The organism is Enterococcus sp. 10F3_DIV0382 (assembly GCF_002140245.1).
GTDB classification, from domain to species: Bacteria; Bacillota; Bacilli; order Lactobacillales; family Enterococcaceae; genus Enterococcus_B; species Enterococcus_B lactis.
Genome location: NZ_NGMF01000002.1, coordinates 455,368 through 468,559 on the forward strand (window position 1 = coordinate 455,368; position 13,192 = coordinate 468,559).

Annotated in this window: 15 protein-coding genes; 11 read left to right on the top strand and 4 right to left on the bottom strand. The window is 36.7% G+C overall.

Going from position 1 to position 13,192, the window contains the following annotated elements:
- The first annotated feature begins 19 nt into the window (after positions 1 to 19).
- The 7 genes from liaF (at position 20) to A5849_RS12860 (ending at position 6,960) form a co-directional block, all read left to right on the top strand.
- Complete coding sequence (liaF, locus tag A5849_RS12835; protein ID WP_002292871.1) at positions 20 to 751, top strand: cell wall-active antibiotics response protein LiaF; 732 nt, start codon at positions 20 to 22, stop codon at positions 749 to 751.
- Positions 748 to 1,815 (top strand): two-component system sensor histidine kinase LiaS, encoded by a 1,068-nt coding sequence (liaS, locus tag A5849_RS12840; protein ID WP_002289154.1) that lies wholly within the window; start codon positions 748 to 750, stop codon positions 1,813 to 1,815. Before liaF ends, liaS begins: the two co-directional genes overlap by 4 nt.
- Positions 1,816 to 1,821: 6 nt before the next feature.
- A complete protein-coding gene (locus A5849_RS12845) occupies positions 1,822 to 2,454 on the top strand; it encodes a response regulator transcription factor (RefSeq protein ID WP_002289153.1) in 633 nt (210 codons plus the stop codon).
- 175 nt (positions 2,455 to 2,629) lie between these two features.
- Positions 2,630 to 3,778: an Ig-like domain-containing protein gene (locus A5849_RS15255; protein ID WP_256924082.1), complete on the top strand. Its 1,149-nt coding sequence runs from the start codon at positions 2,630 to 2,632 to the stop codon at positions 3,776 to 3,778.
- Positions 3,711 to 5,741 (top strand): N-acetylmuramoyl-L-alanine amidase, encoded by a 2,031-nt coding sequence (locus tag A5849_RS12850; RefSeq protein WP_256924083.1) that lies wholly within the window; start codon positions 3,711 to 3,713, stop codon positions 5,739 to 5,741. The genes A5849_RS15255 and A5849_RS12850 overlap by 68 nt, the downstream gene beginning before the upstream one ends.
- 243 nt (positions 5,742 to 5,984) lie before the next feature.
- The gene (locus A5849_RS12855; protein WP_002292869.1) at positions 5,985 to 6,650 is read left to right on the top strand and encodes a TrkA family potassium uptake protein; all 666 of its coding nucleotides are present in this window, start codon (positions 5,985 to 5,987) and stop codon (positions 6,648 to 6,650) included.
- Between the two features lie 16 nt (positions 6,651 to 6,666).
- Positions 6,667 to 6,960 (top strand): HesB/YadR/YfhF family protein, encoded by a 294-nt coding sequence (locus A5849_RS12860; RefSeq protein ID WP_002310315.1) that lies wholly within the window; start codon positions 6,667 to 6,669, stop codon positions 6,958 to 6,960.
- Between the two features lie 59 nt (positions 6,961 to 7,019).
- On the opposite strand, the gene A5849_RS12865 is transcribed toward A5849_RS12860, so the two are convergent.
- On the bottom strand, positions 7,020 to 7,967 hold the full coding sequence (locus tag A5849_RS12865; protein WP_002310316.1) for a phosphoglycerate dehydrogenase: 948 nt from the start codon (positions 7,965 to 7,967) through the stop codon (positions 7,020 to 7,022).
- Between the two features lie 218 nt (positions 7,968 to 8,185).
- Positions 8,186 to 8,989 carry a DUF1189 domain-containing protein gene (locus A5849_RS12870; protein WP_002310317.1) on the bottom strand — a complete coding sequence of 268 codons (804 nt, stop codon included), beginning with the start codon at positions 8,987 to 8,989 and terminating at the stop codon, positions 8,186 to 8,188.
- 160 nt (positions 8,990 to 9,149) lie between these two features.
- Between A5849_RS12870 and A5849_RS12875 the strand changes: the two genes are divergently transcribed.
- The 4 genes from A5849_RS12875 to A5849_RS12890 all read left to right on the top strand — a co-directional run bounded on the left by A5849_RS12875 (position 9,150) and on the right by A5849_RS12890 (position 11,594).
- Positions 9,150 to 10,049, top strand: coding sequence for a cation diffusion facilitator family transporter (locus tag A5849_RS12875; RefSeq protein ID WP_002310318.1), 900 nt, complete (start codon positions 9,150 to 9,152; stop codon positions 10,047 to 10,049).
- Between the two features lie 47 nt (positions 10,050 to 10,096).
- Positions 10,097 to 10,567 carry a GtrA family protein gene (locus A5849_RS12880; RefSeq protein ID WP_002310319.1) on the top strand — a complete coding sequence of 157 codons (471 nt, stop codon included), beginning with the start codon at positions 10,097 to 10,099 and terminating at the stop codon, positions 10,565 to 10,567.
- 84 nt (positions 10,568 to 10,651) lie between these two features.
- Positions 10,652 to 11,260 (top strand): superoxide dismutase, encoded by a 609-nt coding sequence (locus tag A5849_RS12885; protein ID WP_002310320.1) that lies wholly within the window; start codon positions 10,652 to 10,654, stop codon positions 11,258 to 11,260.
- A 133-nt stretch (positions 11,261 to 11,393) separates the two neighbouring features.
- Positions 11,394 to 11,594: a cold-shock protein gene (locus tag A5849_RS12890; RefSeq protein ID WP_002292860.1), complete on the top strand. Its 201-nt coding sequence runs from the start codon at positions 11,394 to 11,396 to the stop codon at positions 11,592 to 11,594.
- A gap of 49 nt (positions 11,595 to 11,643) precedes the next feature.
- Here A5849_RS12890 and A5849_RS12895 read toward each other — a convergent pair whose 3' ends face one another.
- Together A5849_RS12895 and A5849_RS12900 are read right to left on the bottom strand one after the other, a co-directional pair.
- Positions 11,644 to 12,282 carry a hypothetical protein gene (locus tag A5849_RS12895; protein WP_227140487.1) on the bottom strand — a complete coding sequence of 213 codons (639 nt, stop codon included), beginning with the start codon at positions 12,280 to 12,282 and terminating at the stop codon, positions 11,644 to 11,646.
- Positions 12,283 to 12,306: 24 nt separating this feature from the next.
- Positions 12,307 to 13,092, bottom strand: a complete 786-nt coding sequence (locus tag A5849_RS12900) for a helix-turn-helix domain-containing protein (RefSeq protein ID WP_002310322.1) — start codon at positions 13,090 to 13,092, stop codon at positions 12,307 to 12,309.
- Positions 13,093 to 13,192 lie beyond the last annotated feature (100 nt).

The window sequence follows — 13,192 nt, forward strand, 5'->3', positions numbered from 1 at the left end:
TCAGGAGGGAGAAAGAGCGATGAATAGTTCTTGGCGTTTTTTTGTGGTAGTTGAAGCACTACTGCTGTTATTTGCTGTTTGGCAAATCGTAAACAATACTGGACTTTTGCTTTTAGTGATATTCGGTATTTTCAATATATATCTAGCTATGCGCAAACATCCTCGTACTAAATTTCAAAATTTTCAATTGATATTAGGAAGTTTGGTCATTTTTTTTAGCTTAGTCAACAGTCCTGCTTTATGGATGATGGCTGTATTTGCCGTTTTATTTATTGGTCTGAAAGGTGTAGAGATTTCAGGGATAGATTTAACCAAAAATGCTTTTTGGCGAAAGAAACAGATCATGATGATCCAAACAGAGCAATTAAAAACACATAATAATGAGCGGAAAAGACAGCAATTATTCGGTAACCAACGTATTGGAAACGACGTCTATGAATGGGACGATATCAACATCGCCGTCATTTCGGGTGATACTATCATAGATTTGGGCAATACGCTTTTGCCAAAAGATGATAATATTGTGATTGTAAGAAAAGGGATAGGCAGAACACGGATCTTAGTGCCTTTGGGCGTAGCCATCCGATTAGAGCATGCGACATTAGTAGGAAATGTCTTGTTTGAAGAAGAGCAATTTTCTTTGAAAAATGAACAAATCAAAATCTACAGCAGTGATTATGATGAAAACCCTCGTAGATTGAAGATTATTACTAATACCTTGATTGGAGATGTCGAGGTGATACGAATATGATGGGAAAAATATCCAGAGCGATGCTAGCTGTTTATTCGGGGATTGCGGCTTTCCTTATTATTCTATTTTCACTTTTCACTTATTTTTATGCCAGTAATCAAAGTCATTGGTGGGGAGAATTACTGCGTGCACGTTTATTATATGTTCCGCTTATCTTCCATTTGTTAGCCATTTCCTTAGGTGTAGGATTAATTGTCTTTCTATTATTATCACTTATTCAAAAGACAAAATACGGGAAAATCGAAGAAAAGCTGCGTGCACTTTCTTCTGGCAATTATGAATCCAAATTGTTGCTTCTTCCGATCCCAAGTGCATCGGACGATTTATACATCAAAGATATTGATAAGGAAATCACTAAGATAAAAGAAAAAATGATTGAAGTATCTAGTGAATTACAAATTGTAACGAGCCGTCCCCAATATGTAGATGGACAAACCAAAGAAGAAATTTTAGAATTAGAAAGACATCGATTAGCCCGTGAGCTGCATGATTCAGTTTCGCAACAATTGTTTGCAGCAATGATGATGATGTCGGCATTGACGGAGCAAGCAGAAAAAAGCGAGACACCAGAAATGTTCCGCAAGCAGTTGAAAATGGTAGCAGAGATCATCAACGCTTCCCAGTCTGAGATGCGTGCGCTGCTTCTTCATCTACGTCCAGTCAATTTGGAAGAGAAAAGTTTAAAGCAAGGTATCGAGCAGTTATTGAAGGAATTGCAAAATAAAATCCAGATTTCGCTGAAATGGGATGTAGAAGATGTAAAACTATCTAGTTCCATTGAGGATCACTTGTTCCGAATCGTTCAAGAATTGTTATCAAATACATTAAGACATGCCAAAGCCAATGAATTAGAGGTATATTTGCACAAAATAGACAATAATCTTTTGTTACGTATTATTGACGACGGAACAGGGTTTAATATGAATGAAACGAAAACGGGAAGTTATGGATTGAACAATATCAAAGAACGAGTAGCTGGTATTGGTGGAACAGTAAAAATCATTAGTTTTAAAGGGCAAGGTACAAGTGTAGAAATCAAGGTCCCTTTGATGAAGGAGGCATAGATAAGGATGATAAAAGTTTTATTAGTAGATGACCATGAAATGGTGCGCTTAGGCGTCTCTTCTTATTTATCTATTCAAGAAGACATTGAAGTAATTGGAGAAGCTGAAAATGGACGACAAGGCTATGAGAAGGCGATGACACTTCGACCGGACGTCATTTTAATGGACTTAGTCATGGAAGAAATGGATGGTATCGAATCAACAAAAGCAATCTTAAAAGATTGGCCAGAAGCTAAAATCATTATCGTAACCAGTTTTATTGATGACGAAAAAGTTTATCCTGCCATTGAAGCAGGTGCAGCAGGGTATTTGTTGAAGACCTCTACCGCACATGAAATTGCTGATGCTATAAGGGCAACGCAACGCGGCGAGCGAGTATTAGAACCAGAAGTGACAACAAAAATGATGGAAAAAATGAGTCGGCGAAATGAGCCCGTATTACATGAAGAACTAACGAATCGGGAAAATGAAATTTTAATGCTGATTTCTGAAGGAAAAAGTAATCAGGAAATAGCGGACGAATTGTTTATTACACTGAAAACAGTAAAAACACATGTTTCCAATATATTGGCTAAGCTAGAAGTGGAAGACCGTACACAAGCCGCTATCTATGCATTCAAACATGGTTTGGTGAAATAATGATTTTTTGAGGGAAAGATTTGGCTAATCTCCCCTCTTTTTTTACATAAAATAAAGGATTTATCCTGTTTTAATCTCTTTTTCTGTTCACCAACTGTTCATTTTTCTTTTTTTATAGTTTAATAGTAATAGGAGAAAACTTTATCCGAAAAGCGAAAGAACGAGGGAGGAAATTATGAAGAAAAAGTGGATAGGACTATTCTTAAGTCTGTTGTTATTGACAGGATCAATTGCGCCAAATGCTTATGCTGTTACTCAAAGCAGCACTTCTGATGAGCTAAAAACGGAACATACAACAGAGACTTCCACACAACCAATGAGTGAGTCGACGACCCATGAAAGTACAAACGACTCCTTGCCACAGGACTCAGCTAAGGAAGAAGACTCGGGAGAATATTCAGAAAATAATGAAATAACAGAAAAAATAGAAATCAATAAAAGCAATTTTCCTGATGATCATTTTCGAAATTGGTTGTTGGAAATGATTGATACAGATAAAGATGGTTACTTATCAAATGAGTTATTGGAAATAACACAGTTAAACTTGGAAGGGTTACAGATACAGACACTAGAGGGAGTCAATTTCTTTAAAAATTTAACGAAGATCGAAGTACAAAACAATGAGCTGAAAGAATTAGATGTACACGAATTAAAGAAATTAGCGTATTTAGATGTTTCATCTAACCAACTTTCAAAAATTGATCTTTCCCAAAATAGCGAATTAACGTATTTTAAGGGAGAAAATCAAACGGTTACAAGTATTGCAAACAAAATGGATAATAAATGGGAAATAAATGATGAAACGCTGAAACCAGAGAAAGAACAAACGACTTTAGAAACAGAGAAATGGCAGTATGATGGGAGTCACTTTTATTCAAGCGAACAGACTCCATTAAGCTATATTTATGAAGTATATTTTTCAGACGACGCAGTATTAGAAGAAGCAGCAGAAAAAACATTGACAGTAAAAGTGACGGTCGAATATATGGAACCAGAACAAAAAGAGGCTGATTCTATCGTACCTGATTCATCATCTATAGTATTGAAGAAAGGAGAAACAAAACAACTTGCGTACACGAGTGTCCCCGATGGAAGTATCATATCAGATCCGCTATGGGAATCTTCTGACCCATCAGTAGTAGAAGTAGATGAGAACGGTAAAGTAACAGCAAAAGAAGCTGGGGAAGCTAAAGTAGAGTTGAAGAACGCTGAAAAAGTCCTCGGTGAATTCACGGTCATTGTAGAAGCTGAAAAAAATGAATCTCAGACAAAAGAAACAGCACCAACTTCTGACGAAACCACAGATCGTTCACCAAATTTATAGACGAAGTGCGTTAGCTGCGACTCCTACGATCACCTATCAAACACATGTCAAAAATATTGGCTGGCAGGAAAATCAAACGAATGGAGCGACTGCTGGAACCACGGGAAGAAATTTATGGATTGAAGCGATTAAACTCTCTATTTCTGGTACAGGTGTTACTGGAGATATCGAGTATAGTAGTCACATTAAAAATATAGGTTGGCAAGACTATGTGAAAAACGGAGAAACTTCGGGAACAACTGGAAGAGTCTTGCAAATGGAAGCAATAAAAATTCGGTTAACTGGACAGCTAGCTCAGACATATGATGTTTATTACCGTGTTCATTCAGCAAATTTTGGCTGGTTAGGATGGGCAAAAAATGGTGAAAATGCCGGTACAGCAGGATATGTATATCAAATGGAAGCAATCCAAGTGCAACTTGTCAGAAAAGAGGCTACTGGACCAGTTACAGGCAATGCTTTTATTGAAAAAGGGAAAAATAACCCAGTGATTTCCTACCAGTCTTTTGTTAAAGATCAAGGCTGGCAAGAAAATCAAACAAATGGAGCAACATCTGGAACGACTGGACAGAACTTATGGATCGAAGCAATGAGAATGCAAATTTCAGATACAACACTAACTGGGGATATTGAATACAGTGCGCATGTTAAAAATATTGGCTGGCAAAATTATGTCAAAAATAATGAGATTGCAGGGACCACGGATCGATATGCTCAAATTGAAGCGATGAGAGTACGATTAACAGGTCAGTTGAGTCAATATTATAATGTCTATTATCGTGTCCACTCGGCGAATTTTGGCTGGTTAGGATGGGCAAGAAATGGGGAGAATGCAGGAACTGCGGGATTTGTTTATCAAGTTGAAGCTGTTGAAGTCCAATTAGTACCGAAAGGACAAGCAGCTCCGGGTACAGGAACGGCTTTTTACGATAAAAATACTTTACAAAATCCAACCATAAACTACCAAGCACATTTACGAAATATTGGCTGGCAATCTGTTCAAAGCAATGGAAACAATGCGGGGCTGACAGGGCAAAGCGCTAGGATAGAAGCTTTAAGAATCAATGTAGCAAACACGCCACTTCCTGGTGCAGTGGAGTATACAAGTCATGTACAAAATATAGGTTGGCAAAATTATAGTAGAAATAACGAGATTTCGGGAACAACTGGAAGAGTTCTTCATACAGAGGCAGTTCGGATACGTTTGACTGGACAATTAAATCGTTTCTATGACATTTATTACCGAGTCCATTCAGCACGTCTTGGCTGGTTAGATTGGGCAAAAAATGATCAATATGCTGGAACATCTAGATTGAATTTGCCAATGGAAGCAATCCAAGTCGTAATTGTCAAAAAAGGTGCAGCAGCTCCTGGACCAACGACGAATCCTTATCAGACATCTATTAATCATCTATTTGTGATGGGACATGGAGTCAATGATCCTGGAGCTTCTTATAATGGTGTCAATGAGCGTGATTTTACTAGAGGAGAATTGATGCCTCATTTACAAAGATGGGCTGCTCGTTTAACGAGGAATCGGATCACTTTTTATAATACAGCTGCAGATATGTATCAAGATTCTCAACGTATGCAAGGTGCATATACGATTAGCAGTTCATTTTCTTCTGTATCAGAATTTCATTTAGACAGTGGCGTCATTGGGGTTAGCACGGGCGGTCATGTAATCGCTCATCGTAATGGGAACTCATTGACTGCACAAAATTATGCAATCGCCAATGTCATACGAAATTATGTAGGTCTTTGGGGATCGGTACAAAACACAGGAGGGATCAATCTGCGAGCTGACTTACTAAACATGAATGTATTGCAATCAAGAGGGATACCTTACCGTTTAGCTGAGTTAGGCTTCATAACGAATACAAATGATGTAGCAAATATCCGAAATAATATCGACATGATCGCCAAAGGAATTGTAGAGAGTGTGACTGGCGAAAAATTATAGTGAAACAAACTATACAAGAAAGATAGTGGGGAAAGTTTGGGACTGTGACAAAAGTCGTGTCGCAGTCCCTTTTTCCGAATAAACGGTATTCAAGAGACTGCTATCGGTAATAAGGCACGATTTTGTCGTCGCTCAAGGTTGAACGTCTCTTTTACAACCTCTTTTTCCGCAAAAGAATGCTTGCTTTTGTTTTTGTAAAGGCTTTGTTATACTGAGAAAAGAAGATACTAAAGGAGGAAAACGGTGAAACAAAATTTTGCAATTGTAGGTCTTGGACGATTTGGCGGAAGTATCTGCCGAACACTGATCGAAGCTGGTCAAGAAGTACTGGCTATTGATAGTAATGAAGATCGGGTCAATGAATATATGAATATAGCCACTCATGCTGTTGTGGCAAATGCACAGGATGAAATGACACTTCGATCATTAGGCATAAGAAATTTCGATCATGTAATTGTCGCTATTGGAGAAGATATTCAAGCCAGTATCTTAGTTACTCTGATGGTAAAGGAAATGGGCGTACCAAATATTTTAGCAAAAGCCCAAAATGAGTATCATGCCAGAGTACTTGAAAAGATCGGAGCTGATCGCGTCGTCCATCCTGAACGAGACATGGGAATACGGATTGCGCATAATTTAGTGTCAAAGAATATTTTAGATTACCTAGAGTTGTCAGATAAATATTCTTTAGCAGAAATCCGAGTATCCAATCCTAAATTTTTCAATAAAACATTATCTGAATTAAATTTCAGACAACGTTTTGACCTAACAGTAGTTGCAATTCGCAGAGTAGATCAAACGGTGATCGCTTCACCTGCAGCAGATGAATACGTTCGTGAAAACGATAATCTGCTAGTGATTGGTGAGACAGGCGATGTGGATATTTTAGACGATAAGATGAATCAATAGAAAGCAGGTTGTTAGGATGGAATTAACAGTAACGCCAAAAGCACAAAAATGGTTTGAATCAGAAATCGATCTGCCAGAAACTTACGGAATACGTTTTTTTGGAAAAGTCTACGGCAAAACAGAAGTTCATGATGGTTTTTCGATTGGGATGTCAGTGGAACAGCCTGAACATCCTGTCAAGAAAGTGGAAATAGAGGGGACACTGTTTTTTATTGAGGATGCAGATGAATGGTTTTTTAAAGGATATGATTTATTTGTAGATTATGATCCAAAACTAGAAGAACCAACCTATCACTTTAAAAAACAATAGAAGCAAGAGGGTGTGACAAGTTGTCACACCCTCTTGCTTAAAATAGGCTGATTCAGCTATCAATATCCTGCAGACAATTTGACTTGATTGGTTTGAAGGTCATGAGTAGCAAAGTAGCTTTTTAGATTAGTTAAAAAAATAGACATTAATTTCTTTTGAAAATCAGGTGTCAAACCTGCAATATGGGACGTGATCAGTACATTGTCCATTTTCCAAAGAGGATGATTTTGTGGTAGAGGCTCCTCCTCAAAAACGTCTAATGCTGCAAAGGAAAGTTGCTGCTTGTTTAATGCTTGTATCAAATCTTGCGTTTTAACAGAAGCGCCACGACCGACATTGATAAATACAGCTTTTGAATCAAAGTGTTCAAATATGTGTTGATCAAAGAGTCCAGTTGTTTCCTCCGTTAGAGGTAAGATATTGACGACGAAATCTACTTCAGGGAGAACTTCCTGAAGTTGCTTTAAAGAAAAAGTTTTTTCCATTCCTTCTGCTGGATGACCGGATGTATTGATTCCATAGCAAATCATATCCAATGCTTTGACTTTCTTTGCAATCATTTTTCCAATATGGCCAGTTCCAATGATTAATATTTTTTTCCCTTGGATAGGTTGGTAATGGATTGAGGAACCTAACCATTTCATTTCACTCTGTGCCCTTTGTGCTTGGAAAAGACCGCGAGAATAACCTAGAATGATTCCTAATACGTGCTCGGTGATCGATTCACTGTGGATACCACTTCCATTTGAAAGTAAGATATGTTTTTTTGAAAATGCTTCAAGGGGGAGTTGATCAACTCCCGCTGAGATAGACTGTACCCATTTCAAGTTAGAAGAGGCTAATAGTTTTTCTTGATAGTTTGAGTTCCAACCCAAACTGATTTCTACATTTGGTAGATCCTCTGGTTGTAATTCTGTCTTGAAGACATAACCAGGCGCTATAGTATGGATTTCTTCGATAAATTCGTCACGAAATGGACGATCTGCGTAAATGATTCTTTCTGACATAGTTAATTACCCGCCTTTCTTTACTTTAAGTGTAGCGCATATAAGAAGAACTTTGAAGTGCCATGCTTTTTTAGAAATTAATATTGTATAAATAAAAAAGAGTTGTGACAAAAGATGTGTCACAACTCTTTTTCCGAATAAACGGTGTTCCAGAAGTAGCTTCTGCCACAACCTCTAAAAGAGTTTATTGAAGTTGAAATAATAAGTTGTCTGTATTTCTAACTGATCGATATTTTTGACCATCCTTTGACAGCTTGAGCAAAAATAAAGATACCTGCAAAAGCAATAAATGCACTAGTGTCAAAAGAAGGGAGAAAGATCATCAAGAGTGTTGCAATGATAGTCGGCAACGAGATTGAATAAATCAATGTCTTCAAGCAATCAAGGAAAGTAGCTTTTGTTAGTCGAAAGCGTGCATAGAGAAAAGCAACGACATTGGCAAATAGTAAAGTGATCAGCAGATTCAAGAAACTAGGATAAATCGAAAATAGAAAGGTCAGGGCTTTTACCCAAATCGGTATAGATGCTTCACTTAAGAAGGATCGAAGCTGCTTACCTGTTAAATTTTTTAAAGATTCATTGGTGTAAGGAAGCTCTAACTGATTATTATTCAATAAAGCAGAGGTAGTGCCTGTATTGGGAAGAGCAATGATAAGTTTGTCTTTTAACATCCCGACACTAACGAAATTTCCCATCAAATCAGTAGAGATGTCTTGTTCTGTACGTTTTCCCTCTGGATCAAATGTAAAGATAATGGAGTTTGTTTGGTAAATGAAACCTTCTTTTTCTTTTGTTTGAAGCTGTCCGTTTTGGACTGTAAAATCAGGAATGCGGGTAGCAATCTTTTGTCCGTCCAATTGAATGTTATTTAAGACTTGAAAAACTTGGAAAGAGATTGGCAGAGCCATAATTACACTCAAAATCAGAAGATAGACAATAGCTTTCCAAAATGGAACGTTTCTCGCCTCCTTAAGGTCTTTGAATCGTATAAAGGAACTGATAATTAATTGTTTTGTTGTCATAAGTACTCCTCATCTAGTAGTGTCATCACTTGCAATTCTAGCGAAGTATCAAGTGAAATACAAGTGCTTTAAGGAAACATCTGAATGATTGGTGAAATATCAAAAAAATGTTATTCTTGATTTAAGATTATTCAATACAAATAAAATGGAGGAATGAATCGTGCATACACAGCCACAGAGATCATCAAAAAAGCTATTTGGGGTAGTGGTGCTGAATGCGGTGATCACTTTATCAGAATTTATTGGAGGGGTTGCGTCGGGAAGTTTGTCTCTTGTTTCAGATGCTTTTCATAACCTTAGTGATACATTAGCAATCATTTTTTCTTATGGAGCACAAAAAATGGCCCAAAAAGAAGCGAATGAAAGGCATACGTACGGTTACCAGCGTTTAGAAATATTGAGTGCTTTCATCAACTCATTCATACTGATCATATTATCTTTGTTTTTAGCTGTTGAAGCATTTAAACGGTTCAATTCCCCAGAAAAGATAAATAGTCATTTGATGCTGATAGTAGCAGTTATCGGATTGCTTGCGAATTTGTTTTCGACGTTATTGTTGAGACAAGAAGCAGACGAAAATTTGAATATAAAATCTAGTTATCTGCATTTGTTAAGCGATACACTGTCTTCGATAAGTGTGATTATCGGAGCAGTTTTGATTCGATTTTTCGGTATCTATTGGATTGATCCAGTTATTACATTGATCATTTCGATATATATATTGTTAGAAGCAATAATAGTGATTAAAAAAGCTGCGGCTATTTTGATACAAAGTGCACCTACGATCGACTATGAAAAAATGGAGCAAGAAATCAAAGCAATCGAAGGGGTGAAAGATGTTCATCATGTCCACATTTGGCAGTATAGCGAAAAGATTATTATTTTCGACGGACATATTGATTTTGAAGATCAGCTGCTAAGCGAGATTGAAAAGGCATATCCGCGTATAACTTCTTTATTAAAATTAAAGTATGGGATTACACATGTAACGATTCAAGCAGAGACACATGTAAAAGACCAAAAAAAATTAATTTTTTTAAATAAAGATGAAAGTTACTGAAAAATAGAGTATGATAAATAAGAATTTCTAATAAGGTAGGTTGGCTCATGAAGCAGTATCGACAAATAAAAGGATATTTAGAAGCAAAGGGATATTGGGAGATACTGGTTTATCTCTTTTTTGGTGGTTTGGCTACGATTGTGAACTTTGTTAGTTTTGCCCTCGCACGCCAATATTTTGATTTAAGTATGGCTCTATCCAATTCTATTTCATGGTTTTGTTCTGTATTGTTTGCTTTTGTGACGAACAAACTTTGGGTATTCCATTCAAAATCACCGAATTTTACACATGCACTTATTGAATGTGGTAAGTTCTTCTTTTACCGCATCCTTTCTTACGGGTTGGACATGGGAGCAATGGTGTTATTAATCAATGTCATGAACAGCAATGAATATGTGGCAAAAATTATCACTCAAATTATTGTTATCCTAGCTAATTACATTTTCAGCAAGTTGTTCATTTTCAAAGAAACTGAGGTTTTTGAAGAAGAAGTAGGCCAAGGAGAAAAAGACGACTAGGCATAACTATTGAAGAATTTCCTTCTCTTTGTTACTCTTTGTAATGTAGACATTATAAAGAAAACATTGAGGAGGAATTTTTTTATGACTTACACATTACCAGATTTACCTTATGCATATGACGCATTGGAACCTTACATTGATGAAGAAACGATGCACCTGCATCATGACAAGCATCACAATACTTACGTAACGAATTTAAATGCAGCAATCGAAAAATATCCAGAATTAGGCGAAAAAACAGTAGAAGAATTATTATCTGATATGGATGCTGTTCCAACAGATATCAAAACAGCTGTACGCAACAATGGTGGTGGACATGCTAACCATTCATTTTTCTGGGAAATCATGGCACCGAATGCGGGCGGCGAGCCTACTGGGGCAATAAAAGAAGCAATTAATGAAGCTTTTGGCGATTTTTCTTCTTTTAAAGAAGAATTCAAAAAAGCAGCAGCTGGACGTTTTGGTTCTGGTTGGGCTTGGCTTGTAATGGAGAATGGGAAATTAGCTATTACCTCTACTGCAAATCAAGATTCTCCATTGATGGAAGGTAAGACACCAATTCTAGGTTTAGATGTTTGGGAACATGCTTACTATTTGAAATATAAAAATGTACGTCCAGACTACATTGCAGCATTCTGGAATGTTATTAATTGGGACGAAGTAAATAAACGTTTCGAAGCAGCAAAATAACTATTTTCTCCATCATATCAGTCTTAAAAATAATTTGGAAAATAAACGAGCGAAAGCTTGCGAGCGTTTTCTAAATTGGGTATAATGTTCTTGCAAGGTTACTTGCAAGAACTTTTTTGGAGGCTATACATTTATGGAACACGGAACAGTTAAATGGTTCAACAATGAAAAAGGATTTGGGTTTATTACAGTAGATGGCGGAGATGACGTATTTGTTCATTTCTCAGCAATTCAAGGAGACGGCTTCAAGAGCCTAGAAGAAGGCCAAGAAGTAGAATTTACGATTGTTGAAGGTGCGCGCGGTCCTCAAGCTGCTGAAGTGACTAAATTATAATAATTTGTTGGATAAAGACACGACTTCTTAGGGAGTCGTGTCTTTTTGTCTATTCAAGAAGTTTTTTGATTTCTTGACTAAGTAAATAGATTTGTTCACTAGACATTTCATAACTAATTGTCAAGCAAGGTACATCTTCTTCATAAGTAACGGTTTTTAAAGAAGTATCAGTTGTTCGGATGATCAATTCCGGCTTGAATAAAAGGTCGTTAGTAAACACAACATTTAAATACATACTCAGCTGTTCTTGAAGAATTTCCATATATGCTAACTCCAAACCAATCGGAAGGTCACTCTCAAATTTGATTTTGATTTCTTTATTAAAGTAAGTAGGAGAAATGATCAACATGAACGCTTCTGCTAAATTCCAAGAATGCAACCAATCAAGTTCCTCAGATTCGTTTTTAAATTGTTCCGTCAATCGGTTGATTTCTCGGTGGAATGCCGGATAACTCATCTCGATAAAAGAGGTAATTTCATGTTTGACGATCGAAAATTGAGGAAATAGCAATCCATGCATCCCATTTGCGAGCAGTGTACTGTTCAACAGCGACTTTTTTGAATGGATTTGGGCAGACTTGAATCGATTGGAGTGAATATAAGAATAAAAACTAGTCTGCAGTTGTTTTACAGGAGTCGCAATTTTTGTATGGATACGCAAAGCAGTTTGCAGATAGTCCTCTTTCAAATAAAAAGCAGCCCGAGATTGCATCTAAAGAAACAAGAACATGCTATCTGTCAGACTGAAACGCATACGTTTATAATTCGTTGTTAACTCTTCAGCCATTTTTTCAAAGCCATTCCAAAGGTCAAGTGAAAAATCAGGTAATTCTTTTGCTGGAATAACGTGTCCTTGTTGAGAACGAAGATAAGTAACAGCTAGTATAAAGGACCATTCGATCATTTTTATCTTATTTGGTTTTTGATGAACGATAGCAAAAGAATCCTCCACTTCTGAAAATAATTGATGAAACTCTATTGAAGCAAAAGGCCATTCAACACTGCGATAGGATGGCCATAGTATCAAATAAATCAAATAACGAATTTGCATCTCACTTCCTTTGAAATACATCTCGCCTTTTTTTGTTTTGATCTGCAGTTGATATTTTTTTAGTATCTGATTGATGCGAGTAATGTGCCGCCGAAGGATGGATTCACTGATATTATTATCCTCAGAGAATTCCGCAATCGTTACTTTCGAGTCAAGGCATAAATTTTTCAACAGATGAAAAATAGGCGAGCGCTTCAAAATGGACAGAATCAATTCTTGAAAATCCGAATTGGTACCTAAAAATAAATAATTACGTCCTTCCTTTCTGAACTGATCGCTAATGGAGAGGGTGCGTACTTGTTCACAATAATTTTGTACAGAACGTTTGTCACAAGCAGTGAATTCAGCTAATTGTTCGATAGACCAAATTTTATTGGAATGATAGATGGTATCAAGAATAGTAATCTGTAAACGTGTGGTCTTTTCCAATAATGAATAAAAATCCATGAATTTTAATTCCTCCAATCAATAATTAGTACTTAAGTTATCTTGATATTAAAAAATAATGTTATTTTTTAACGGAAAATGTATGCAGAAAAAACAATTT